The sequence below is a fragment of the Roseateles sp. P2_H4 genome (assembly GCF_056403315.1).
Genome location: NZ_JBFUFR010000007.1, coordinates 51050 through 74446 on the forward strand (window position 1 = coordinate 51050; position 23397 = coordinate 74446).

The window sequence follows — 23397 nt, forward strand, 5'->3', positions numbered from 1 at the left end:
GACCCTCTCGCACCGATCCTCGCAGTGCTATCAGGCCCCATGTTCTCGCTGGACCGCGACTCCCCCACGCCGCTGGCCGACCAGATCGAGCAGCGCCTGCATGCCTTGATCGCCAGCAGCCAGCTGCCGCCCGGCGCACGGCTGAACTCCATCCGCCAGCTGGCCTCGCGTCTGGGCGTCAGCCCCAACACTGTCGTCGTCGCCTACGACCGCCTCGTCGCCGCTGGCGTCATCGACTCGCGCGGCACGGCCGGCTTCTTCGTCGCCGAGGGCCCGGCCGACGCCATGCCCGACGCCGCCCGCGTGGAGGCCGGTGAAGAGCAGGAGGCCGTCTGGCTGGCCCAGCAGGCCAACGACCAGAAGGCCGGCGTGCTGCTGGCCAGCAGCGGCGCCCTGCCGGCCACCTGGCTGGAGGAGGCCATCCCTGCCGCCGCCGTGCAGCGCGGCCTGGCGCGGGCGAACGCCGGCATGGCCTCGCGCTGCCCGCCCCAGGGCGTGCCGGAGCTGCGCGAGCGCATCGCGATGCTGATGCGCGCGCAGGGCATCGCGGTGGACGCCGGCCGCATCCTGACGACCTATGGCGGCACCCAGGCCATCGACCTGATCTGCCGCGCCTTCCTGCGCCCGGGCGACTCGGTCGCCGTCGAGACGCCGGGTTATTTCTTGCTGTTCGATCGCCTGCGCCAGGCCGGCGTCAACATCGTGCCCGTGCCGCGCCGGCCCGATGGCATCGATCTGGAGGCACTCGACGAAGCCTGCACCCGGCATCGCCCGCGCCTGCTCTTCATCCAGAGCGTGCTGCACAACCCGACCGGCTGGGGCAGCACGGCGGCCAATCTGCACCGCGTGCTGATGCTGGCCCAGCGCCACGACTTCCTCGTCGCCGAGGACGATGTGCAGGGCCACTTCCACTCAGGCTCGCCAACGCGCCTGGCGCAGTTGTCGGGCCTGGAGCGCGTCATCTACTACTCGAGCTTCTGCAAGGCCATGAGCCCGGCCCTGCGCCTGGGCTATATGGCCGCGGAGCCGGCTCTTTTGCGCGCGCTGATGCGCGAGAAGATCATCTCGGTGCTGACGACGGCGGCGCTCAACGAGTACGTGCTGCTGGAAGTGCTGGCCGCCGGCCGCTGGCGCAAGCACCTGGACCGCCTGCAACAGCGCCTGGCCGCCGCGCGCGCCGCGGCCACGCAGCAGCTGCGCCAGGCCGGCGTGCTGCTGGAGCATGCGGGCGAGGGCGGTCTGTTCCTGTGGGGCGCCTTGCCGGCCGGCGTGGACGTGGACGGCGTCGTCAAGGAGGCCTTCCGTGCCGGCATCCTGCTGGTGCGCGGCGCCACCTTCGCGGCGGACGGTGCGCGCGACCCGCACATCCGCTTCAACGCGGCCTTCAGCCAGCAGCCGCGGCTGGCGGAATTTCTGCAACAGCAATTGAGTGCGGCAACCAGCGCTCAGGTGGCGGTGCAGAGGGCGCGCTCGAGGATGGCCGCAGGGGGGGCGCTGTGAACCTTCACCATGGGACTTGAACAGGCCAAGGCCGTCATGCTGCCGCGCTAAGCTGTTCGCAAACGTCGCGTTCGAGCGGCGTGCAGGGGAAAGCATGAAGCAATGGTTGGCCTGCGCCTTGGGCCTGGCTCTGGTGGCCTGTGGTGGCGGTGGTGGTGGGAGTGAAGATGGCGGCCCGGCGCCGCTGCCGGATTCGGTCGTCAAGGCGGCGTCGCTTGCCGAGTTGCAGGCCTACTCGATGCCCGCTGCCCAGAAAGCCGAGTTGCGGTGGACGGACTGGGTGGAAGGCGAGACGGGTTTTCGGGTCGACAAGTCGGTCAACAACAGCTGGACGCCCGTCGCCACGCTGCCGAGCACGCCGGGCGGGGCGCTGGCCGGGGTGCCGAGCACCTGGACGGGCCCGCTGGAGGCGTCGCCCACGTCCTACCGCGTGGTGGCGGTGCTGGCAGACGGCCGCGAGATCGCCCTCAAGGCCCTCTCGGGCGCGGCAGAGCTGAAGCTGGGCGTGCCGACCGAGATGGCGGCCACAGCCATCGCGCTGGACCAACCCGAACCGGTGCGGGGCAATGTGAAGCTCAGCGTCGCGGGTGCGCCGGCCGGCGCCGTCTCGGCGCGCTTTTCCACGAATCAACTTTCGTCCCAGATCGGACCCCTCTCCACGGCCGGCCCGAGGTTCGAGACCTCGTGGAGCGCCGGCACGGAGGCCGAGGGCGACTACAAGGTCAAGCTGCAGTTGCAGTACGCGCCGGGCACCTTCGTCGAGATCGAGCGCGTCGTGGCCGTGCGCAACCAGGACCTCTCGGCCACCTTCGTCAGCAGCATCGGCAACGACACGCCGCGGGTCACGGTCTATGTGATCCCGTCCAGCCGCTCCGGCGCGCCGGTGGTGTCGGCCAGTCTGAGCGTCGATGGCAAGGCCGTCGGCACGCTGGACAAGACGGCCTGCCACGTCGTCGCCGTCGGCAGCGCCTGCGTCCAGGCCTTCCTCTTCGAGTTCCTGAGCTTGGACCTCGACGTAGGCCCCCATGTGCTGCAGGTTGCCCTCGTCGACGCGAACGGCCTGCGGGGCCTGGTGACGGGCAGCATGGTCAAGCCCGCGCCGTTGACCGTCACGCTGACCAGCCCGCTGCAGAGCCGCTTCACGGCGGGCAAGGTCGAAGTGCGCGGCGAGCTGACGGGCGACCCGAGCTACTCGGGCACGCTCAAGCTTCTGCTGCGCTACCCCGACCTGAGCGAGCGCCTGCTGCTGGAGCGCAGTGGCTACGGCCCGTTCAGCCTCGACGTCGACATGACCGGCCTGCCGGACGGGCGCTACAGCCTCTCTGCCACGGGCTTTCCCACGGTCAAGGCCGGCGGCATCGCCACCGCCTCGGCCGCCGTGCTGTGGCAGGCCCAGCCGCCGATGGCCTACGAGCGGATCAAGGATCTGCCCTTCAACGGCAGCCTGACGGCCTCGGGCGCTGGCGGTGTGCTGCTCAACAACAATTTCACCGCCGAGTGGGTGATCCCCGGCGGCACGCCGGCAGGCGCCGTGCTGCCGACGGCCGTGTCCACCAGCGAAGGTCAATGGAAATTCGCCGGCGATCGTTGGCTGGCCCGGGCCGTGGGCAGCGGCACCATCGTCTACGCCTGGCGGGCCGACGGCTCGCGGCAGGCGATCTCCAATGGCGACGCCGGCGCTTTCTCGGCGGTGGGCACCCAGGCCGGCTGGCTGCAGGACGTGGGTGGGCAGCCGACGCTGTGGCTGTCCAACCTCGCAGCTCCGGCCCCGGCGGCCGTTCCATTGAGCGGCAACGCCACGACGGTGCAGCAGAACGAGGGTGCCGGCCTCTCGCTGGGCATGGGCGCGAGCGGCAAGGTCGTCGCGGCCTATGCGGCCGTGCAGCGCAGCGTCGTGGACGGGGTCAAGGCTTCGGCGGTGTATGTGTACGACGAAGCCACCCATGCGCACCGCCGCGTCTCCGCCGAGGACAGCATCGCGAGCGCCCCGCTGACCGATGGCCGGTGGGTCGCCTGGGGTGTGGCTCAGCGGGCCAACACCACGCCGGGCGAGTTGTGGGTGGCACCCGTGGACGGCAGCAGCCCGCCCACGCGACTGTCCTCGTCGCTTGCCGGTGCGGCTCAATGGGCGGACGGCCTGCTGGTGTGGAGCGAGCCTCTCGGCGGCAGGGTCTTCGCGCTCAAGGCCTGGCGCAATGGCGTGACGACGACGCTGCGGACCGAACTGGGCGCCGTGGTGCTGGCCGTCGGCAGCGGCGCGGTGGCCTATGCCGTCGGGAGCCGTCTTTACGTGTGGACGCCCGGCAAGGGCGAACGCCTGGTGCATAGCGTGGGCGATTTCGACGCTGCCGCCCTCACCGAGGGCTGGATCTACTTCACCGTCGGCTACCCGACGACGCTGTACCGGGCGCAGCTCTAGAGCGAGGTGGCCGGCGGGGCCACGCTCACCACGTCGCCCACAGCAATGCGCCCGCCCTCCAGGATGCGCGCCGTCATGCCGCCATGGCCGCGCATCGCCGCATAGCCGCCCGGGCCGATGACCTCCTCCATGCGCGAGCAGGGCGCGCAGGGGCCGACGATCTCGATCAGCGCCTCGCCGACGCGCACCTTGGCGTTCTTCAGCGTCAGCAGGTTGATGCCGGAGACAACGAGGTTGCGGCGCAGGTCCACCGGGTCGATGGGCGCGCTGCGTGCAAATGTCGCGATCAGCGGCAGGTGCTCCAGCTGGATCAGGGTGACCTGGCGCGTCGACAGCTCGGCCTCGCCGCGTTGGCCGAGGCGGTCGTCGGCCAGGCCAATGCCGACTAGGGCGGTGGTCGCCTCGACGCGGCGCGCCGGGTCGCGCGGCGTGCCGCGCACGACGATGGCTTCGATGCGGCCCTGGATATGGGCCGGTGGCGTCATGAGGTCGCGCATGGTTTTCACGGAAACACCTTAGCCCAGGTTTCGTCCGCATAGTTCACGGATGCGAGGCAAGGCGCCGTCAAGACCCGATGGGTCCCGTCCGAAGATGCTCTCAAGGAGTGTCTGCCGTGCTGAGACGTCTGTTTTCCACCTTCGCCTTGGCGTGTGTCGTGCTGTCACCAGCCGCGCATGCCGCCGACCTCACCGCGCTAGAGATGCGCTGGCTGCAGGTCATTTCACCCGTCATCGGCCATGCGCGCCAAGCCCTGGCCTTGCCGCTGGACATCGTCGTCCAACCCCAGGATGCGCCGGGCATGGCGCCGTTGGCCCTGGGCTTTGTCGAGGGGCGCTGCAAGCTGGTGCTGTCCATGCGCGGCAACCCCCAGGCCCAGCGCCAGGTCGACGCGATCCCGCCCGAGCTGCTCGGCCCCGTGCTGGAGCTGATGGCCGCGCATGAGCTCGGCCATTGCCGCCGCTATCTCGACGGTGCCTGGCATGGCATGCCGGCCGGCTTCGTCGCCGCCAAGCCGCCGGAGGGGCTGTCGCCCGATCTGCAACAGGCCTGGCTGGCCATGCGTTCCACCCGCCGCGAGGAAGCCTTTGGCGACCTCGTCGGCCTGGCTTGGGCGCAGGCGCGGCATCCCGCGCTGTACGCCAGGCTGCACGCCTGGCTGGTGGCGGAACGCTCGGCCGACCTGATTCCCGGCAGCCACCACGACACGCTGGACTGGTTGGCCCTCGTCCGCGACCCGGCCATGCTGGACGGCCGCACGATGTTCGAGGCTGCCGACCGCGTCTGGGCGCGCGGCCTCAGGGACTGAGCCGGCGCTGCGCTTTCCCGGCTACGCCTGCCATACGGCGTAGCCCGCCTCGCGCAGGCCGATGGCGAGTTCCACCTCCATGTCGCGCGCCGCGTCGTAGGGCATGGGGTTGTAAAACTCATAGAGCTCGGGCATCAGGCGCACGCCGTACTTCAAGACGAAGCGGTTGGCCTGCACGCCGGCCATGTGCCGGTCAAAGCGCAGGTCGGGGTCCAGGCCCGTCATGCCGACGTACAGGCAGGGCTTGACGATGTCGTGGTCGGGATTGCACTTGCGGAAGGCTGGCTCGTTCCAGACGCGCTCAGACAACAGCACGACATAGACGTGGTAGTGATCGCGGGGTGGTCGGCGCGGCATGGCGGGCGGATTGTCTGGCGGCGCCTCGATGCGGTCTTGAGCACAAAAAAAGCCCAGCGACCCTCAGGCCGCTGGGCGGAAACGCCTGGGTGTGCACCCTGACAACTGCGATACCGCATGATACTGTTTATTTGTACAGTATCTTGAGTGCCTGAAGCGTGGCGAAGTCCTCATGCTTGATGACGGGTCCCCCGATTCGGGCCTCGCCAGCAGCGGGGCCCGCCGCTAAAACCACAACTCGAGATTGCAGTCGGAGATGTCCATGAACGCTCAACACGCTTTCGTATCGCTGCTGCTGGTGGCCGCGCTGATCGGCCTGGCATTCCTGGGCCTGTCGTTCGGCCATGCGCTGAAACATCATGACCTGGCCCTGTGGGGTCAGCATCCGATGTTCGGCTCCGGCATGGCGTCGCTGATCACCGCCTTGCTTGGCGGCTTCCTGATGTTCGGCCTGCGGGATCGCCGGCATTGACGGCCCGAGCCGCCGGGCAAGCTCCTCAGCTGGTCATCATCGCGGTGTAGCGCCGCTGCATCTCCTCAGGCGCCAGTTTCTCGATCGAATGGCCAAGCAGCCATGCATGGCCGAAAGGATCGCGCAGCCGGCACGAGCGTTCGCCGTAGAACTGATCGGTGGGCGGCATCAACACCGTCGCCCCCGCCGCGACAGCGCGTTCGGCCATCGCGTCGGCGTTGTCGACGTGAAGGTGGATCGTGCAGCCGGTGAACCGGTTGTCCTGCGGACCCACCATGCCGTACTCCGGGAACTCGTCGCACACCATCAACACCACCGGACCGAGCTGGAGTTCGACGTGTCCGATCCGGCCCGACGGCTCGACAAGCCGGAAGAGTTCGGTCGCGCCGAACGCCTGTTGATAGAAGGCGATCGCGGCCTTGGCGTCGCGCACCATCAGGTACGGGAACACCTCGTGGATCTCGCTCATGAAACCTCTCCTTTGAACGGCGACTTGCCGCGAGAAGCGCAGCCTAGGTGGCGAGGGTGGGCGGTGTATTGGATATTTTTTCAGCGCGCCAACGCCACGTGCGTCGGTTGGTCGGCCTGCACGAGCGCATAGGCGCCGGGCGCCATGCCGGCGATCTGCCGGAACTCGCGGATCAGGTGCGACTGGTCGAAGTAGCCGGCGCCTGCGGCGATCTGTGCCCAGTCGCGTGGCCCGCAGCGCGCCAGCGACGGCAGCAGCAGACCGAAACGCAGCACTCGCGCATAGCGCTTGGGCGTGAGCCCCACCGCCTGCTCGAAGCGACGGATGAACTGTGCGGGCGAGCAGCCGCTTTCGCGCTGCGCGGGCTGCACCCGCGCGCCGGCCGGATCGCGTCGAAAGGCCTCTATCGCGAAGGCAGCGAGAGGGTCTGGCGGCGCGCTGGCGTCCAGCCGCCGCAGCAGGAAGTTGTTCAAGAGTCGCAATGCCTGCTGCGGCGAACCCGTGGCTTGCAGCCGCTCGCGCAGTTCGCTGGATGCAGCCCCCCAGACATCCTCGAGCAATTCGGTGCGGTTGCGCAGTTCGGGCAACGCGCCGCCCAGGAACGCCGCCGCCCCGCCGGGCGTGAAATGCACACCGACCACGGTCGACGGCCCTTCGGTGCCGCGCACGCCGAATCGGTCGTAGGGGCCCTGCACGATGGCACCACGCAACCGGCGCGCGTCGGCGTCCTGCTCGCTGTCGTAGCGGATCAGGTGGTCCTGCAGCAGCGGCACGACGATGTCGGCGCAGCCAGTGGGGAGGCTGCGCTCACGGGTGTGCGGCAACGCGCCGCGCTCGCTGTACCAGAGGCTGTCGACATAAGGGGCCAGCGGTGGGGAGGGGCTTTGTCGAACGAACATGCGCAGCCTTGTAGAGCGGACGCCCGCCGGATGCAAGCACCGATGCATCGGCATCCCTTTTGTCATCTCGCCAACGGTCGCCAGCAACAGGGAGCTCATGACAACTTGTCGGAGCGCCAGGGCGCCCGCGCACTGCTACGCCGGAAAGGCTTGCAGCGGCTCTCCCTTGGCACTGGCCATCGCCGGCGTGCGCGCCACGTTCATCACCCAGTTGACCATCGTGAAATAGCCGATGAGCGTGGTGAGTTCGACCACACTCTGCTCACCGAAAGTCGCGAGCGCCGCGGCGTAGGTGGGGTCGCTCACGCCATGCGTGTGCAGCAGCTCGTGGGTGAAGTCCAGGGCCAGCTCTTCGTCGGCTTGCAGTCCCTTGGGGCGGGCCCCCAGCCGCAAGGACTCCACCGCGTCGGCCTTGACGCCTGCCTGCACCGCCAGCGGCGCGTGCATCAGCCACTCGAACTGGTTTCCCTCATGGCGCGCGGTGGCGCAGATGACGAGCTCGCGCAGGCGCGCATCGATCGCGCTGCCGAAGCGAAGGAACTCGCCGAGCTTCGCGACGCGCTCCAGCAGATCCGGGCTGCGCAGCAGCGGCAGGAAGGGACCATAGACGCCCTTGCGCGGCCCGTCGATGAGGGCCTGCGCCGCGGCGCGCTGCGCGTCGCTCATTGCGTCCGCTGCGGGCAGGGGCAGGCGCTCGCGGGCGTGCGCGGCAAATCCTTGTTCAGTGGGCATGGGAAGTCTCCGTGGATGGGCGAGGAGGGCGCGGCTCGCGAGACTCCCGCATTAGCCACACGGCGGTGGCAAAGAGCGACGCTGCCGCGACCTGCAATGCGATGTCAAGGCCGTTGGTGCGCAGGGACGGGACATTGAGCAGCAGGGCCGACGCCACGGGGCCGGCAATCTGCCCGATGGCAAACGCCGCGGTCATGCGGCCGACCGCACTGCGTGGGTCGCCTTGGGTGCGGGCGCGTGCGACCTGCACGCCGGCGAGCGTGACGATCATGAAGGTGCCACCCACCAGCAGCGCCGACAGCAGGATGACAAAGCCATCGGTCCACAGGCTGGGCAGCAGCGTCCCGACACCCATCAACGCCTGGCAGACAGCCCACACCTCGATGTGCGGCCGCCGCTGCAGCCAGCGGCCGGCGACGAGGGTGGAGACGGCGGCGATGCCACCGAACACCGGCCAGGCCAGGCCGAACGCGGCCGGGTCGTCGACCACGTTGCGCGCCAGCACCGGCAGGAAGGTGGCCGGCAGGATGTAGCCAAAGCCCATGACGCCGTAGCAGCACGTGAGACCCCAAGAAACACCACTCGCGGCAGCGGGCGCGGTGACGGCCGCAGGCGTCGCCGCCGGCGCCTGGATGCGGCGCAGCACGAACACGACGGGCAGCGCCAGCGCCAGCGCCAGCAGCGCAAGCTGCAGCCACAGCGCGGACGCGCTGACGTGGGCGACGCCGGCCGCCCATGCGTGCAACCCGGCGAGCGCGATGCCCGCGCCGACCCCGGCATAGACCCAGCTGGCCGCCTGCGGTTGGCCCGCCTGGCCCAAGGCACCCAGGCACCACACCGCCGTCGCGACGAACACCCAGGCAGAAGCCATGCCGGCGAGGAAGCGCCATGCGCCCCACAGCCATGCGCCCGGCCACGCCATGGCCGCCGTGAGCACGACCGTCAACAGCAGGCCCAGCAGCGCGAGCTGGGTAGCACGCCCCGGCAGCTTTCGGGCGGTCAGCGCGCCGGTGAGGTAGCCGAGATAGTTGGCGGCCGCTATCCAACCGCCGGCGGCCACGTCGAGCTGGCCCTCGCGAATCATCAGCGGCAAGACCGGCGTGAAGGCAAAGCGGCCGATGCCCATCGCGACCGCCAACGACAGCGCACCCGCGATGCACAACGCGAAGGTCGATGGGGGGCGGGCCGTGGTTGCCATGGCTTTGCAGTAGACCGAGAATCGACGCGGCCGACAAATGAATAATCCTGAGCAATCATTCTCGTTATGAGAAGCATCGATCTGGACTCGCTGGAGATCTTTCGCGCCGTTGCGCAGGAGGGCGGCGTGATCCGCGCCGCGCAAAAGCTCAACCGCGTGCAGTCCAACGTGACCACGCGCGTGAAGCAGCTCGAGCAGCGCCTGGGCTGCCCGCTGTTTCGCCGCCAGGGGCGCGGGCTGGTGCTGTCGCCCGAGGGCGAGCGGCTGCTGGCCTATGCGCAGCGGCTGTTTCGCCTGGCCGACGAGGCGGAAAGCGAGTTGCGCGGCGGCAAGCCCACAGGCGTGCTGCGCGTCGGCTCGCTGGAGAGCACGGCGGGCAGCCGGCTCGCGCCCATCCTGTCGCGCTTCCACACGCTGTACCCCGACGTGGTGGTGGAGCTGGCCACCGGCACCACCGGCGCCCTGGTGCATCGCGTGTCCAACTACGAGCTGGACGCGGCGTTCGTCTCGCAGCCCTTCACGGCCCCCAGCCTCAACGCGATGAAGGTGTTCGAGGAAGAGCTGGTGTGCATCACCGCGCGCGGTGTTCCGCCGGTCAAGCGCGCGACTGACCTCGCAGGCATGACGCTGATCGCCTTTGCTGACGGCTGCTCCTACCGCAAGCGCATGCAGGACTGGCTGGGCGCGTCGTCGGTGATGCCTGCGCGCACGCTGGAGTTTTCGTCCTACCAGGCGATGGTGGCCTGCGTGGCGGCCGGCACCGGGTTCGCGCTCGTGCCGAAGTCGCTGCTGGCGACGCTCAGGTCCTCACAGGAGGTGCTGCAGCATGAAGTGCCGGCGAAGGTGCGCAGGAATGTCACGCATCTGGTGTGGCACGGGCTGGCGACGACGGCGCTGGCCAAGCTGCAGGAGCTGCTGTGACCCGCTGCAGGCCCCGCTGAGAGCCGGGTTCGATACATTGACCTTCAGTTCGAAACCTTGTTATCAGCTTCCAACGGCGCCATGGCTCTCCAGTACCTCACCCTTCCCGTCACACCCTTTCAGCAGAACTGCTCCCTCGTGTGGTGCGACGCGACGAACGACGCTGCCGTCATCGACCCCGGCGGTGAGCTGCCGCGGCTGCTGGCCGCAGTGCAGGAGCGCGGTCTGAAGCTGAAGGCCATCTGGCTGACCCACGCCCACATCGACCACGCCGGCGGCACCGGCCAGCTGGCGCGCGAGCAGGGGCTGCCCATCGTCGGGCCGCACCCCGGCGATCAGTTCTGGATCGACGGCCTGGCGCAGCAGAGCAAGATGTTTGGCTTCCCGCCGGTCGAGGGCTTCAAGCCCGATCGCTGGCTGGACGATGGCGACACGGTGCAGATCGGCGAGGAGACGCTGGCCGTGCGCCATTGCCCCGGCCACACGCCGGGCCACGTGGTCTTCCACTCGGCTTCGGCGCAGCGCGCCTTCGTCGGTGATGTGCTGTTTGCAGGGGGCATCGGCCGCACCGACTTTCCCGGCGGCAACCACCAGCAATTGATAGCCGCCATCCGCCAGCGCCTGTGGCCGATGGGGGACGACACGATCTTCATTCCAGGCCATGGACCGGAAAGCAGCATCGGAAGAGAGCGCCGCAGCAATCCCTATGTTGCTGATGTCGTTTGAACGGCGGCGAGGGGTAATTCGTTCACAAACACATCCAGCAACATTTACGCCCGAAGCGAAACGTGCTCTCCTACGCTTTGATGATGGCTCGCATGGGGTGGGCTGAGGAGTGCTTCGATGTGGATGTCCGAGTTTGCTCAGCCGGGCCAAGTCCCCGGTTCACGTCCTCGCGAGCGCCGTGCGGCGGCCTCGCTTTCCAACCAGTGGATGGGCCTTGTGCTGGAGGAACTCGACCACGGCGTCGTGCTGCTCAACGGCGCCGGCCGCGTGCTGCACAGCAATCTGGCGGCGCGTGCGTCGCTGGATGACAACCATCCGCTGGAGCTCGTCGGCCAGCATCTGCGGGCCCGCCTGCTGACCGACGCGGTGCCGCTGGCCGAGGCGCTGGAAGGTGCCGAGGCGAGCGGCCGGCGCTGTCTGCTGCGCCTGGGCGACGACCGTGCCGAATGTGGCCGCGCCAATGTCGTCGTCGTGCCGCTCAACCGTGACGTCAACCAGGCCGCGGTGCTGCTGATCCTGGAGCGCCGGCAGCTCTGCGGCGACCTGGCCGCGCAATGGTTCGCGCTGCGCTACCAGCTGACGCCGGCCGAGACCGAGGTGCTGAAGGCCTTGTCCAACGGCGTCAAGCCGACCGAGGTCGCGCAGCGCCAGGGCGTGGCCATCTCGACGGTGCGCAGCCAGATCCAGAGCATCCGCGCCAAGAGCGGCGCCGACAGCATCGGCGAGCTGATGCGCCAATTGGCGTTGCTGCCGCCTCTCGTTTCTTCGCTGCGCCCCGCCAAGCTCGTCAATTGATGGCGCCCCTGCGGGCCGAGCGGGCGGGCTGCTTCCTGGCCGGCCCGCCTTGTACGACGGGCTAACATCCTGGCGCACCGCGGGCCTCATGCCCACGGCGCCGCCGGATGCCTGACGACACCCTCGACACCGAACTCCTGGCCCTGCCGCCGCCGCTGCGGCTGCTGGCTGCGCGTGGCATTGCCCGCAGCTATCGCAAGGGCGTCGTGCTGATCGAGGAGAGCTCGGTCGGCGACAACCTCTACCTGATCCTGGCCGGCTCGCTGCGCGCCTACAGCAGCGACGCGCGCGGCCGCGAGATCACCTATGGCGTCTACGGACCGGGCGAATACGTCGGCGAGATGAGCCTGGACGGCGGGCCGCGCTCGGCCAGCGTCATCACCGAGGAGGCCTGCCGCCTCGTCATGGTCACGCGGGCCAGCCTGCTGACCCACATCAGCGAGCACCCCGAGTTCGCCTTCGAGCTGTTGACCAAGGTCATCCGCCGTGCCCGCGCGGCGACGCTGTCGACCAAGCAGCTGGCACTCAACGACGTCTACGGCCGGCTGAAGAACCTCGTCGACGAATCCACCGGCGACGGCCGCCACCTGGAGCTGACCCACCAGGGCATGGCCCAGCGCCTGGGCTGCTCGCGCGAGATGGTGTCCAAGCTCGTCAAGGACCTGGAGCTGGGCGGCTATCTGAGGCGCGTGGCGGCGGGCGAATACCAGCGGCTGAAGAATCTGCCGGCGCGCTGGTAGGGCTCACTGGCCCTGGCGCGGGCGTGCCGGCAGCGGCAGCGCCACCGGAAAGCGCTGATCGGGCTTGGGTGCGCGCTTGTACAGGCCTGCGACCTTGGGCAGGTTGGCCTGGATGTCGCGGATGCGCGTGACGCTGGCCGGGTGGGTGGACAGCCACTGCGGCGGCGCGCCCTTGTTGGCGTTCATCATCTTTTCCCACAGGCGCACGGCCGCCGCCGGGTCGTAACCGGAGCGGGCCGCCAGTTCAATGCCGACGAGGTCGGCCTCGGTCTCGTCGTCACGGCTGAACTTCAGGTTGAACAACTGCCCGCCCATGCCGGCAACGCTGCGGCCGATATTGCCGAGGCCGAAGAGGGCCGATACGCCCTCGACAACCAGGCTGGTCGTCGCCGACTTGCCGACCCGCTCGCGTGCGTGTTCCCGCAGCGCGTGCGCCACCTCGTGGCCCATGATGGCGGCGACCTCGTCGTCCTCCAGCTTGAGCTTCTCGAGGATGCCGTAGAAGAAGGCGATCTTGCCGCCCGGGATGCAGAAGGCGTTCAGCTGCGGGTCGCCGAGCAGGTTGACCTCCCATTTCCACTGGCGGGCGCGCTCATTCCACTCGTAGCTGAAGGGAATGATGCGCTGGGCGATATAGCGCAGCCGCTGGGCCTGCGGATGCTCCATCGGCGCCAGGCCGCGCTGCTGGCTGGCCTGGCGCATCATCAGCGCGTATTGCTGGCCGCCGTCCCGCTCCAGTTGCTCGGCCGACACGAAGCCGGTGAACTTGCTCTTGGGGCCGACCTCCACGCCCTCGCGGGCCCAGGCCGGCATGAAGGCCGCGGCGCCGGTGGCGGCGAGCAGCCCGGTGAACAGGCGGCGGCTGCGCTGGGTGGGTGGCGAGCAGCGGCCCGCGGCGCAATCGGCACAGTCGCCGAAGCTGCGCGTCGGCGGGTGGGTGAACTGCAGGCCGTCGCGGACCTGGAAGTCGTTGGCATCCATGCCGGCATTGTGCTTCGGTGCCCAAGCCCGCTGTCGTAGGACGAGCGCGCGGGACTGGCGACAATCACCCCATGGACAGCCAGCAATTTCGCGCCGCCCTCGGCATGTTCGCCACGGGCGTGACCATCGTCACCGTTCGGGCTGCCGACGGCGGCCTGGTCGGCCTCACCGCCAATTCCTTCAATTCCGTGTCGCTCGACCCGCCCCTGGTGCTGTGGAGCCTGGCGCGACGCGCCGGCTCCATGCCGGTGTTCTCGCATGGCTCGCATTACGCGATCAACATCCTCGCGGCCGACCAGAAGGAGCTGGCGCAGCGCTTTGCCATGCGCGACATCGACCGCTTCGCCGGCGTGGCCTGGCGCGAGGGCGCGGGCGGCGCGCCGGTGCTGGACGGCGCCGTGGCCACCTTCGAATGCGCCAACCGCAGCCGCTACGAGGAGGGCGACCACGTCATCTTCGTCGGCGAGGTGGAACGCTGCACGGCCCGCGTCGGCGCGCAGCCACTGATCTTCCACGGCGGCCGCTACTTCACCGAGCTGCCGATCTGACCCGGGTTTTTTTCGGTGCTTGCGTTGTCGATTCCGACGCGCTCTGATCGTCGTCATGTCAGAGGGCCATCCTCTGTCCAACCCCGGAACCCACCATGACCAATACCGTCACCCTGCACCGCGTGCTGCGCTGCCCGCCCGACCGCGTCTACCGCGCCTTCACGACACCGGCTGCCATGGCCAAGTGGCTGCCGCCGCATGGCTTCACCGGCACGGTGCACGAGATGGATGCCCAGGTGGGCGGCAGCTACAAGATGTCGTTCACCAACTTCACGACCGGCGGCGGTCACAGCTTTGGCGGCCGCTACCTGGAGCTGGTGCCGGGCCAGAAGCTGCGCTACACGGCGGCCTTCGACGACCCCAACCTGCCCGGCGAGATGACGACGACCGTCGAGCTGCGCGCCGTGTTCTGCGGCACCGAGGTCCACATCAAGCAGGAAGGCATCCCGGCCGTCATCCCGGCCGAGGCCTGCTACCTGGGCTGGCAGGAGTCGCTGACTCTGCTGGCCCAACTTGCCGAACCGGAAATCCCGCAATAACCCAGTGGCTCCTGCGGGCCGTTCCCTAGCCGGCCCGCCGTTGGCGATGTGCTTGCCGGTCAATCCGGCAAGCATCGCCGTCTTGGGGGACCGGCCAAGGTATTCCTTGGACGAAGGGCTTGATTTCTGGCCTGGTGTGGGGACGATGGCCGCCATCGCGGCCTTGAAGCCGGCATCGGCCATCAAGTGCGTTCCAGCGGTCGACTTGCGACAGCGTTTTCAGGCTGCGCGGCCGGCTGGCAAGGCCTGCGGCGCGCGCTGGATGGCCTGCCAGCGCCACAGGCCCAGGACGAGGCTCAGGCTCAGGCAGACGCCGGCGATCAGCACCAGCGATGTGCCCAGCTTCTGGTTCATCGCATACAGGCCCCAGGCCGACAGGATGAAGGCCAGCACCGGCAGCGCCGCCGACCAGGCCGAAGGGCCGCGCATGCGGGCTGGCGTGCGCATCAGGCTGAGGGTGCACAGCGGCAGGGCGCAGAAGGCCAGGCAAAGCAGGGCCAGGTCGTCGGCGGCCCAGGCCAGCCAGGCCAGGGCCGCCGTCGTCAGTACCCAGTCGACCATCATGTGGCGCAGCTGCAGCCAGGCCACGGCGCGGTTCTGGGCTTGCCCCTGCGGCACGCCGGGCAGCAGGCGCAGCAGGGCCTGTTCACGGCGGCTTTGCCAAAGCATGTTGGGCAGCGCGAAGGCCGGGTTGAAGCCCATGCTGGCCAGGCCGATGGCCATGCCGAAGGCGCCGCGCTTCCAGTTCTCTTCCAAGGCTGCGCCGGACAGCGCGAAGGCGATGCCAAAGCTCAGCACCGCGATGACCAGGCCGATCCCCACGCCCATGCCCTGGCGCAGCCAGTGCTGCTGGCCATGCAGCACGATCTCGACGCGGCTCATCACGCTGCGTTCACTGGCCCGGGCCCGTGCCAGCACATGGCGCAGCCAGGCTGCCGCCACGAGATCGAAGGGGCGGCTGATCCATGCGCCCGGCCGACCCAGCACGTCCTCGGCGCCACGCTTGTTGTTCATGCCGTCCAGGCCGGCGCGGCGCATGCGAGCGCGGGCCGCGTAGGCCTCGCGGTGAGCCGCGTCGCCGGCGCCGAACAAGCGCGCGATGGACCAGCCCAGGATCAGCAGGCTCAAGGCCAGCACCGATGCGGGCTGCGCGTTCCACAGCTCGCCCAGGGCCGACCACAGCGGTGCGAGGCGCCTGTTCAGCCCGGCGCCGAAGAACAGCACCGGCCCAAGGCTCAGCACCAGCCACAGCGTCCAGTTGCGCACCGCCCAGGCGGCGAAGGCCAGGGTGACGGCCGTGAAGAGCAACATGGCCATGAAGGAGGGCGTCTTCGGCAAGGTCAGCCACAGCAGGGCCGCACAGACCCCGGTCACCAGCGCCCAACTGCCCAGCGCGGCCTCGCGCAGCTGGCGGCGATGGCCGGGCACGAAGCGCGCGGCATGCGGATGGTTCTGCTCCAGCAGGCTGCCCATCACCGTCATCCACAGCGTGGCAAGGATCAACACGGCGCTGGTGCCCAGCACCGCCTGCCACCACAGTGGCGAGAAATACAGGCTGGTGCAGATGCCGGCGAGGGTCAGGCCGATCAGCAGGCGCCGGCCCCAGGGTGCCTCGAGGTCACGCTGACGCCAGAAGGCCAGCAGCATCTGGCTGGAGGTGGTGGCGTTCATCAGGTCAGCTCCGCGAACAGGTCTTCCAGGTTCACCGCCTGCGCGTCCTGCGGCGCGAGCACGCCCGCGGGCAGCCGCGCCAGCACGCGCTCGCGGCCGGCCTCCAGGGGCGTGCGCTTCAGCGGCTGGGCCCCCAGCCGCGCGAACAGGGTGGTCAGCTCGGTGACGCTGCCGGTGAAGGCGCGCACCTGCTCCAGCAGCTCGTCCAGCGGCGCCTGCAGCGCGATGCGGCCGTCGCTGAGGAAGGCGAGGTTGAAGGCGACGCGCTCCAGGTCGGACAGGATGTGGGTGGAGAACACCACCGTCGTGCCACGGTCCAGCACCTGGTCGACCAGCTCGCGCAGGAAGTCGCGTCGGCCGACGGGGTCCAGGCTGGCGACGGGCTCGTCCAGCACCAGCAGGTCGGGCTCGTGGGCCAGCGCGCGGATGATGGACAGGCGCTGCTGCTGGCCGCCCGAGAGCTTGCGGATGGGCTTGTCGCGGGCGATGTCCCAGCGCGACAGCAGGCCTTCCACCTTGGCCTCGTTCCAGCGTGGGTAGAAGCTCCTGAAATAGGCCAGCAGCTGGGTGGCGGTGAAGGTATCGAAGAGGTCGCTCTGCTGGGGCACGTAGCCGATGCGGGCGCGCGCTGTGTCGTCCAGGTGAGCCACATCCTGGCCGAACAGCTGCACGCGCCCCTGCTGCGGTTCCCGCAGGCCCAGCAGCGTCTCCAGCAGCGTCGTCTTGCCACAGCCGTTGCGGCCCAGCAGGCCGACGACCTGGCCGGGCTGCAGCGCCCAGTCCAGCGCCTTCAGCACGGCGCCGCCCTTGGGATAGGCGAGGCTGACGCCGGCGAGTTCGGCGGTGGCGGTGTTGGAATGGGGAAAGTGGGCGGAGGAGGCGGTCATGCTTGCGTCTCGTCGAGGATGGTCTTGAACAGCTGCAGGGTCTGGGCCTTGGACAGTTCCAGTTGCCGCGCTTCGGCGGCGGCTTTCTCAAGCGTCGGGCGCAGCAGCTCGACGCGGTCGGCGGTGGGCTGGGCGCGCTGGTGCTGGGCCGCGACCACCATGGACAGGCCGCGGCGGCGCTCCAGCACGCCGTCCGCCTCCAGTTGGGAATAGGCCTTGGAGATGGTCATCGGGTGCACGGCCAGCGCCTGCGCCAGCTCGCGCACCGACGGGATCTCGTCGCCTGCCTTCAGCTGCCCGGCCGCGACGCGCCGCTTCACCTGCTCGATGAGCTGGCGGTAGATGGGCTCGGGCGAGCCGGTGTTGATGTGGACGAAGTGGGTGGGATCCATCTTGGACTGCCAATGTGTACTAGTACTATAGTACACGTGGACAGTTGCCGTCAAGCGCTTGTTGCACGCGGGCCTTGCGGGCGTAGGATGCTTCGCAGTCTCGGCCCGCGGAGGCCCTCATGATGCAGACCCACCGTCGGCGCTGGCCGGTCATCGCGATGCTCGCGGGAGCGGGCGCGGGGGCCGAACCCATCGATGAAGACCTGGCTCTGGCCTATGGCGACAAGGCCACCATCAGCATCGCGACCGGCAGCGCCCAGCCGCTGCGCCGCGCCCCGGCCGTGGCGACCGTCATCACGGCCCAGGACATCGCCACGATTGGCGCGACCGATCTCGACGAAGCCCTGGCCACCGTGCCGGGCCTGCATGTCAGCTACGGCCCGATCATGTACACGCCGCTCTACGGCGTGCGCGGCCTGCTGAGCCAGCCGCTCAATGTGCAGGTGCTGCTGATGATCAACGGCCAGCCGATGAAGACCGCGTACACGGGCGACAAGGGCAATACCTGGGCCGGCCTGCCGCTGGAGAACGTCGCGCGCATCGAGGTCCTCCGCGGCCCCGGCTCGGCGCTGTACGGCGCCGACGCCTTCGCCGGCGTGATCAATATCGTGACCAAGGGCCCGGCCGATCTGCGCGGCACCGAGGCTGGCCTGCGCGGCGGCTCCTTCCGCGGGCGCGATGCCTGGCTGCAGCATGGCGGCCAGCTCGGGCCGCTGGCGCTCGCCGCCTACTTGCGCATCGGCGCGGCCGACGGCCATGGCGCGACGATCACGGCCGACGGCGCGACGCGCCTGGACAAGCTGTTCGGCACCCATGCGAGCCGCGCGCCCGGGCCGGCCCATGTCGGCCACGATGCGCTGGATGCGGGCCTGGACCTCGGCTGGGACAAGTGGCGGCTGCACGTCAACAAGGTCGTGCGTCGCAATGCCGGCACCGGCGGCGGCGTCAACTCGGCCCTCGATCCCGACAGCGTGATCGACATGGACCGACTGATGGCCGACCTGGGCTGGGCCGACGCGCAGCTCGCGCCCGGCTGGGCCGCCGGCTTCAGCGCGGCGCTGCACAACTATCACGAGCAAACGCCGCGCGGCCTGGTCCTGTTTCCGGCCGGCATCCGCGTCGGGGCCAACCTCTTTCCCGACGGCATGATCGGCGGCCCGGCGCGTTGGGAGCGCATGTGGCGCCTGGATGCGCATGCGGTCTACGGCGGGTTCCGGGGCCACAGCCTGCGCGTCGGCGTCGGCCATGACGACACCAACCTCTACCGCGCCGAGACGCACAAGAACTTCATCCTGACGCCGACCGGCGTGCCGGTGCCGACCGGGCCCGTCATCGACTACAACGCCATCCAGCCCCACATCCGGCCGGCGCAGCGACACAGCAACTATGTCTATGGCCAGGACGAATGGCGTGTCGCGCCCGACTGGACCTTCACCGCCGGCGTGCGCCATGACCGCTATTCCGATTTCGGCGGCACGACCAATCCGCGCCTGGCATTGGTCTGGGAGGCTGCCTACGACGTGACGGCCAAGCTGATGCACGGGCGGGCGTTTCGCGCGCCGGGCTTCAGCGAGCAGTACACCATCAACCCGGTCAGCACCGGCAACCCGGACCTCCGGCCCGAGCGCATCAAGACGACCGAGTTCGTGCTCGCCTGGGCGCCGCGCGCCGAGCTGCAGGTCAATCTGAGCCTGTACCGGCTCGACGCGGTCGACATCGTGCGCGTCGTCGCGAATCCGGCGCCGGCCACCGGCGCGACCTACCGCAACGTCGGCCAGCTCAAGGGCCACGGCGGCGAGCTCGAGCTTCGGTGGGACGCGCTGCGGCAGCTGAGCGTGACGGGCCATCTGGCCTTCCAGCGCGCCACCGACCGCGCGACCCAGGCCGATGCCGGCTATGCGCCGCACCAGCATCACTACCTGCGCGCCGACTGGCGCCTGCCTGCCGCATGGCTGGTCAGCGGCCAGGCCAACCATGTCGCCGACCGCCGGCGCGCGGCGGGCGACGCCCGGCCGCCGGTGGCCGACTACACGACCATCGACCTGACCGTGCGGCGCCTGGCCGCGACCCTCGGCTGGGAAGTCGCGGCCTCGCTGCGCAATGCGTTCAACGCCGACGCCCGCGAGCCCACCCTGCCCGGCGGCGTGCTGCCCAACGATCTGCCCTTGGCGGGGCGTTGGTTCTGGCTGCAGGCGCTGCACCGTTTCTGAGGACTGCGCACAATGCAGGCTTTCACGTTCCCGCCTTCCACCATGCGCCGCCTGCTGATCGCCTCCGCCCTGCTCGCCTCTTTCGTCGCCCAGGCTCAAGTCAAGGTCGACGACCCCTGGGTGCGCGCCACCGTCGCGCCGCAGAAGGCCACCGGCGCCTTCATGCAGCTGACGTCGGCCAAGCCGGTCAAGGTGGTCGCGGCCAGCTCGCCGGTGGCGGCCGTGGTCGAGATCCACGAGATGAAGATGGACGACGGCGTCATGAAGATGCGCGCCGTCGACGCGCTGCCGCTGCCCGCCGGCCAGGCCGTGGCGCTGAAGCCCGGCAGCTATCACGTCATGCTGATGGGGCTCAAGAACCCGATCAAGGCCGGCGAGACCGTGCCGCTGACGCTGACCGTCGAAGGCGAGGACAAGCAGCGCACGGCAGTCGAGATCAAGGCGCAGGCGCGTTGATTCATGGCGAAGATGTACATCGTTGACGCCACCGACCCCGCTGGCTATGTCGCCGCGCTCAGTGGCTGGCAGCAGGCGCAAGTGTTGGCATTGCGCGAGGCGGTGTTGGAGGCTGAGCCTGGCCTGGAGGAAAAGCTCAAGTGGGGCCACCTCGTCTATTTCAGCAACGGCCCGGTGCTGCTGATCCGCGCCGAGCCGAGCCGCGTGCTGTTCGGCTTCTGGCGTGGCAAGCGCTTGCTGCACCTCGAGCCGCGCATGCGGGGCGGCGGCAAGTTCGAGCTGCGCACGCTGGAGCTGCACGAGGACACGCCGTTGGAGCGTGACACCGCGCTGGCCCTTGTGCGCGCGGCGGTGGCGCTGAACGCCGAACTGGGCAACCCCCAGCGGACAAACGTGTGAAGCCGGCGTAAAACCGCTTCAGTTCTGGCCTGGCCTGCCGATAGCCCGGGATTACACCGGAGTTGCTCATGGTCACTGCCGTCAATACCCCAGCTTTGGTCGGCACCCTGCTTCGTCCTGCCGAATGGCTGGACCCCGGCAACAAGAGCCCGTCGACCGCCGAAGACCCGCAGGCCGTGGTCGTCAAGATTTCAGCCGAAGGCGCGCAGCGGGCTGAAGCGGTCACCCAGGCGGTTACCCAGGCGGCTACCCAAGCGGCACCCAACGCCGAGGACTTGCCAGTGCGCCTGGATGGCGGCGGCAGCGGCCAGGTGAGCGTGCAGGAATTCAAGGCCAGCGAGCCCAAGGCGCCCCCCGCCGGTGGCGCGCGTGCTGCAGCGCCTGCCGGCGGCCAAGCGCCTGCGGGCGGAGCGGCTGGTGGCGTCGCCGCCGCCAGCGTCAGCACCACCCCCAGCAGCAGCCAGACCTACGAGCCAGCCGACACCGACGAGGACGGCACCGTGTCGCCCCTGGAGCAGCAGGCCTACGAGGTCAAGCTGGCGGCCGAAAAGGCGGCCAAGGCCGCTGAGGCGGCAGGCAGTGAACGCACGGCCGAGGCCGCCGCCGCGGTCAAGGCCTACGAAGCGATCGAGCAGCTGGGCGCCGCGGACCAGGGCTGAAGGCTGGGCCCTCAGGCCCTTGCCGCATTGACCGCGATTTCAGCGGCCAGCTGCGGCCACAGCGCCTCCGGGAGGTCGTGCCCCCAGCCAGGAATGATTTCAAGCTTCGCGCCGGGAATGCGTTTGGCGAGGTCATGCGCCGCGGCCACCGGGATCAGTGCATCGCCCTCGCCATGGATGACCAGGGTGGGCGCGCTGATGCGCGGCAGGCGCTCGGCGCGGTGCGTGTCGGCGGCGATGGCCACCATCTGGCGTGCGACGGCCTGGGGGCGGAAGGCCCGCTTGATGCCGCGTGCGAGGCGCTCGCGCAACTGCTTGGTTTCGGGCGGGTAGCCTGGGCTGCCGATGACGCCGTAGAGGCCGACGTAGTGGTCCAGCACGTTCTGAAACTTTTGCTCGGGCGTGCTGCCGGGCTTGGGGCGCGAGATCAGCGCGCGACGCACCTTCAGGCTTTCTTTGGGCACGCCGCGATCGCCGCTGGTCGTCATCATCAGCGTCAGGCTCTTCACGCGCTGGGCGTGGGCGAAGCCCATGTGCTGGGCCACCATGCCGCCCATCGACGCGCCGCAGACATGGGCCTTGGCCACGCCCAGCGCGTCCAGCACGCCGACGGCGTCGCGCGCCAGGTCGGCCAGCTGGTACGGCGCCTTGACCGGCAGGCGCAGCGTGTGCAGCAGCGCCGCCAGCGGGATGTTGGGGGCGCCGAGCTCGTCGAAGGACTGCGACAGGCCGACGTCGCGGTTGTCGAAGCGGATGACGCGAAAGCCCTTGGCCACCAACTGCTCGACGAGGCCCTCGGGCCAGGCGATGAGCTGCATGCCCAGGCCCATGATCATCAGCAGGGGCTCGCCGTCGGCCGGCCCCTGGATGTCGACCTCGATGCGGACGCCGTTGGCGCTGACCTGCATCAGCCGAGGTCCACCTGGCGCTCGATGACGCGCGACACCAGCCCGTAGGCGATGGCCTCGTCGGTGCTCATCCAGAAGTCGCGTTCGATGTCGAGGCGCACGCGCTCCAGCGGCTGGCCGGTCGCCTGAGAGATGGTGGCGGCCAGGCGCTCGCGAACACGCAGGATCTCCTTGGCCTGGATGGCGATGTCGCTGGCCTGGCCACCGGCGCCGCCCGCGGGCTGGTGGATCATGAAACGCGTGTTGGGCAGGGAGAAACGACGCTCCTTGGGCACCGCGAGATAGATGTGGGTGCCGGCGCTGGCGACCCAGCCCGTGCCGACCACGTTCACCGGCGCGCGCACGAAGCGGATCATGTCGTGGATGGCGTCACCGCTCTCCACATGGCCGCCGGGCGAGGAGATCAGCAGCGTGATGGGCGCGTCGGATTCCTGCGCGAGGGCCAGCAGGCGGCGGCAGGTGGCCAGGGCCATCTTGTCGTCGATCTCACCGAAGACCATGACGAAGCGGCCCTTGAACAGCAGCTGCTCTTCCATCTTCTCGGGGGCGTCTTTCTTGGCGGCCTTGTCTTCGGCGGCGAGGGTGTGATGTTGCATGGTCGGAGTCCGGGTTAAGGGCGATACCTTACCGCGAGAACGGCGTTCCACTCAGGCCGAGAGGATTTGCGCGCAGGCCTCCGGGCGTGTTCTCGCGCATCAGGTAACGACTCTCGTGCGCTTGGCGTTGAAATCCTCGATGACCAGGAACCCTGACACTTGTCCGTGAACGGGGCCGCCTACCAATGCGATGTCGGATCTAAAGGCGACCGGGAATACTTCAGTCGCAGATGATTTGCCCATCAGGGCGTACATCGCCGTGACACTGTTGGCGCCCGGCGCGACAACGCCGCACCAGAACGACACCTGTCCCTGGGGCGCCATGGCCACTGGCTGAATGGTGCCGAGGTCGGAGCCGTGTTGTGCTGGGGGCGTCAGATAGCCCCAGAGGCGCGTTCTATCTGCCAGCGTCAATTGGGCGCGAATGACGAACATGCTGCGCGCAGGGTCGAGCAGGCCCTGCTGCTCGAACGGTCGCACGGTGACTTCGTCCTGGCCCTCCTCGCCTTCCTCGTCATGAGCGAATTCCCAGACGGGATGCTCATTGAAGTCTTCGACGTTCAGGTCGTAGACCTGCTTGCGAATATGTGAGTCGCTCATCGCGGATGAAGGGGCAA

The 23397-nt window shown here is 69.2% G+C and carries 27 protein-coding genes; 14 read left to right on the forward strand and 13 right to left on the reverse strand.

The features are described 5' to 3' along the window. Positions 1-39 precede the first annotated feature (39 nt). On the forward strand, positions 40-1500 hold the full coding sequence (locus AC1DW3_RS07320; protein WP_477930039.1) for an aminotransferase-like domain-containing protein: 1461 nt from the start codon (positions 40-42) through the stop codon (positions 1498-1500). A 94-nt stretch (positions 1501-1594) separates the two neighbouring features. Continuing rightward, positions 1595-3919 (forward strand): TolB-like translocation protein, encoded by a 2325-nt coding sequence (locus AC1DW3_RS07325; RefSeq protein ID WP_477930041.1) that lies wholly within the window; start codon positions 1595-1597, stop codon positions 3917-3919. On the opposite strand, the gene AC1DW3_RS07330 is transcribed toward AC1DW3_RS07325, so the two are convergent. Continuing rightward, positions 3916-4416 carry an MOSC domain-containing protein gene (locus AC1DW3_RS07330; RefSeq protein WP_477930276.1) on the reverse strand — a complete coding sequence of 167 codons (501 nt, stop codon included), beginning with the start codon at positions 4414-4416 and terminating at the stop codon, positions 3916-3918. The two genes, AC1DW3_RS07325 and AC1DW3_RS07330, sit on opposite strands and share 4 nt — an antisense overlap. A gap of 116 nt (positions 4417-4532) precedes the next feature. Between AC1DW3_RS07330 and AC1DW3_RS07335 the strand changes: the two genes are divergently transcribed. Then, a complete protein-coding gene (locus AC1DW3_RS07335; RefSeq protein WP_477930043.1) occupies positions 4533-5225 on the forward strand; it encodes a hypothetical protein in 693 nt (230 codons plus the stop codon). 21 nt (positions 5226-5246) lie between these two features. Here AC1DW3_RS07335 and AC1DW3_RS07340 read toward each other — a convergent pair whose 3' ends face one another. Next, on the reverse strand, positions 5247-5582 hold the full coding sequence (locus AC1DW3_RS07340; RefSeq protein WP_477930045.1) for a hypothetical protein: 336 nt from the start codon (positions 5580-5582) through the stop codon (positions 5247-5249). A gap of 262 nt (positions 5583-5844) precedes the next feature. Here AC1DW3_RS07340 and AC1DW3_RS07345 point away from each other — a divergent pair, with 262 nt between their 5' ends. Continuing rightward, positions 5845-6054 (forward strand): hypothetical protein, encoded by a 210-nt coding sequence (locus AC1DW3_RS07345; protein ID WP_477930046.1) that lies wholly within the window; start codon positions 5845-5847, stop codon positions 6052-6054. Between the two features lie 25 nt (positions 6055-6079). On the opposite strand, the gene AC1DW3_RS07350 is transcribed toward AC1DW3_RS07345, so the two are convergent. The 4 genes from AC1DW3_RS07350 to AC1DW3_RS07365 form a co-directional block, all read right to left on the reverse strand. Continuing rightward, positions 6080-6523 (reverse strand): VOC family protein, encoded by a 444-nt coding sequence (locus tag AC1DW3_RS07350; RefSeq protein WP_477930048.1) that lies wholly within the window; start codon positions 6521-6523, stop codon positions 6080-6082. 80 nt (positions 6524-6603) lie between these two features. Further along, positions 6604-7521 (reverse strand): AraC family transcriptional regulator, encoded by a 918-nt coding sequence (locus AC1DW3_RS07355; RefSeq protein ID WP_477930050.1) that lies wholly within the window; start codon positions 7519-7521, stop codon positions 6604-6606. 36 nt (positions 7522-7557) lie between these two features. After that, on the reverse strand, positions 7558-8154 hold the full coding sequence (locus AC1DW3_RS07360) for a carboxymuconolactone decarboxylase family protein (RefSeq protein WP_477930052.1): 597 nt from the start codon (positions 8152-8154) through the stop codon (positions 7558-7560). After that, positions 8144-9352: a YbfB/YjiJ family MFS transporter gene (locus tag AC1DW3_RS07365; RefSeq protein WP_477930054.1), complete on the reverse strand. Its 1209-nt coding sequence runs from the start codon at positions 9350-9352 to the stop codon at positions 8144-8146. The genes AC1DW3_RS07360 and AC1DW3_RS07365 overlap by 11 nt, the downstream gene beginning before the upstream one ends. A 66-nt stretch (positions 9353-9418) precedes the next feature. Here AC1DW3_RS07365 and AC1DW3_RS07370 point away from each other — a divergent pair, with 66 nt between their 5' ends. The 4 genes from AC1DW3_RS07370 to AC1DW3_RS07385 all read left to right on the forward strand — a co-directional run bounded on the left by AC1DW3_RS07370 (position 9419) and on the right by AC1DW3_RS07385 (position 12534). Next, positions 9419-10273 carry a LysR family transcriptional regulator gene (locus tag AC1DW3_RS07370; protein WP_477930056.1) on the forward strand — a complete coding sequence of 285 codons (855 nt, stop codon included), beginning with the start codon at positions 9419-9421 and terminating at the stop codon, positions 10271-10273. A gap of 81 nt (positions 10274-10354) precedes the next feature. Continuing rightward, positions 10355-10999, forward strand: a complete 645-nt coding sequence (locus AC1DW3_RS07375) for an MBL fold metallo-hydrolase (protein WP_477930058.1) — start codon at positions 10355-10357, stop codon at positions 10997-10999. Between the two features lie 123 nt (positions 11000-11122). Beyond that, entirely contained in the window at positions 11123-11794 is a 672-nt protein-coding gene (locus AC1DW3_RS07380) for a helix-turn-helix transcriptional regulator (protein WP_477930060.1), read from the forward strand. Between the two features lie 107 nt (positions 11795-11901). Next, the gene (locus AC1DW3_RS07385; protein WP_477930062.1) at positions 11902-12534 is read left to right on the forward strand and encodes a Crp/Fnr family transcriptional regulator; all 633 of its coding nucleotides are present in this window, start codon (positions 11902-11904) and stop codon (positions 12532-12534) included. A gap of 3 nt (positions 12535-12537) precedes the next feature. Here the strand turns inward: AC1DW3_RS07385 and AC1DW3_RS07390 are convergent, their stop codons facing one another. Further along, positions 12538-13515 carry a M48 family metallopeptidase gene (locus tag AC1DW3_RS07390; protein ID WP_477930063.1) on the reverse strand — a complete coding sequence of 326 codons (978 nt, stop codon included), beginning with the start codon at positions 13513-13515 and terminating at the stop codon, positions 12538-12540. A 71-nt stretch (positions 13516-13586) separates the two neighbouring features. Between AC1DW3_RS07390 and AC1DW3_RS07395 the strand changes: the two genes are divergently transcribed. Then, on the forward strand, positions 13587-14063 hold the full coding sequence (locus AC1DW3_RS07395; RefSeq protein WP_477930064.1) for a flavin reductase family protein: 477 nt from the start codon (positions 13587-13589) through the stop codon (positions 14061-14063). A gap of 95 nt (positions 14064-14158) precedes the next feature. Beyond that, positions 14159-14602: an SRPBCC family protein gene (locus AC1DW3_RS07400; protein ID WP_477930065.1), complete on the forward strand. Its 444-nt coding sequence runs from the start codon at positions 14159-14161 to the stop codon at positions 14600-14602. Positions 14603-14821: 219 nt separating this feature from the next. On the opposite strand, the gene AC1DW3_RS07405 is transcribed toward AC1DW3_RS07400, so the two are convergent. The 3 genes from AC1DW3_RS07405 to AC1DW3_RS07415 are packed head-to-tail and all read right to left on the reverse strand — an operon-like array spanning position 14822 to position 17552. After that, positions 14822-16273 carry a hypothetical protein gene (locus AC1DW3_RS07405; protein WP_477930067.1) on the reverse strand — a complete coding sequence of 484 codons (1452 nt, stop codon included), beginning with the start codon at positions 16271-16273 and terminating at the stop codon, positions 14822-14824. Then, complete coding sequence (locus AC1DW3_RS07410; protein WP_477930069.1) at positions 16273-17160, reverse strand: ABC transporter ATP-binding protein; 888 nt, start codon at positions 17158-17160, stop codon at positions 16273-16275. Before AC1DW3_RS07410 ends, AC1DW3_RS07405 begins: the two co-directional genes overlap by 1 nt. Beyond that, positions 17157-17552, reverse strand: a complete 396-nt coding sequence (locus AC1DW3_RS07415; RefSeq protein WP_477930071.1) for a GntR family transcriptional regulator — start codon at positions 17550-17552, stop codon at positions 17157-17159. Before AC1DW3_RS07415 ends, AC1DW3_RS07410 begins: the two co-directional genes overlap by 4 nt. Positions 17553-17671: 119 nt before the next feature. On the opposite strand from AC1DW3_RS07415, the gene AC1DW3_RS07420 reads away from it, so the two are divergent. The 4 genes from AC1DW3_RS07420 to AC1DW3_RS07435 all read left to right on the forward strand — a co-directional run bounded on the left by AC1DW3_RS07420 (position 17672) and on the right by AC1DW3_RS07435 (position 21276). Beyond that, positions 17672-19762: a TonB-dependent receptor plug domain-containing protein gene (locus AC1DW3_RS07420; protein WP_477930073.1), complete on the forward strand. Its 2091-nt coding sequence runs from the start codon at positions 17672-17674 to the stop codon at positions 19760-19762. Positions 19763-19804: 42 nt separating this feature from the next. Next, positions 19805-20218, forward strand: a complete 414-nt coding sequence (locus tag AC1DW3_RS07425; protein WP_477930075.1) for a copper chaperone PCu(A)C — start codon at positions 19805-19807, stop codon at positions 20216-20218. Between the two features lie 3 nt (positions 20219-20221). Further along, positions 20222-20617, forward strand: coding sequence for a DUF1801 domain-containing protein (locus AC1DW3_RS07430; protein ID WP_477930077.1), 396 nt, complete (start codon positions 20222-20224; stop codon positions 20615-20617). Positions 20618-20685: 68 nt separating this feature from the next. Then, on the forward strand, positions 20686-21276 hold the full coding sequence (locus tag AC1DW3_RS07435; RefSeq protein ID WP_477930079.1) for a hypothetical protein: 591 nt from the start codon (positions 20686-20688) through the stop codon (positions 21274-21276). An 11-nt stretch (positions 21277-21287) separates the two neighbouring features. Here the strand turns inward: AC1DW3_RS07435 and AC1DW3_RS07440 are convergent, their stop codons facing one another. The 3 genes from AC1DW3_RS07440 to AC1DW3_RS07450 form a co-directional block, all read right to left on the reverse strand. Further along, positions 21288-22184 (reverse strand): alpha/beta fold hydrolase, encoded by an 897-nt coding sequence (locus AC1DW3_RS07440; RefSeq protein ID WP_477930080.1) that lies wholly within the window; start codon positions 22182-22184, stop codon positions 21288-21290. Beyond that, a complete protein-coding gene (locus AC1DW3_RS07445; RefSeq protein ID WP_477930082.1) occupies positions 22184-22780 on the reverse strand; it encodes an ATP-dependent Clp protease proteolytic subunit in 597 nt (198 codons plus the stop codon). The genes AC1DW3_RS07440 and AC1DW3_RS07445 overlap by 1 nt, the downstream gene beginning before the upstream one ends. Before the next feature lie 99 nt (positions 22781-22879). Next, positions 22880-23380: a hypothetical protein gene (locus AC1DW3_RS07450; RefSeq protein ID WP_477930084.1), complete on the reverse strand. Its 501-nt coding sequence runs from the start codon at positions 23378-23380 to the stop codon at positions 22880-22882. Between the last annotated feature and the right edge of the window lie 17 nt (positions 23381-23397).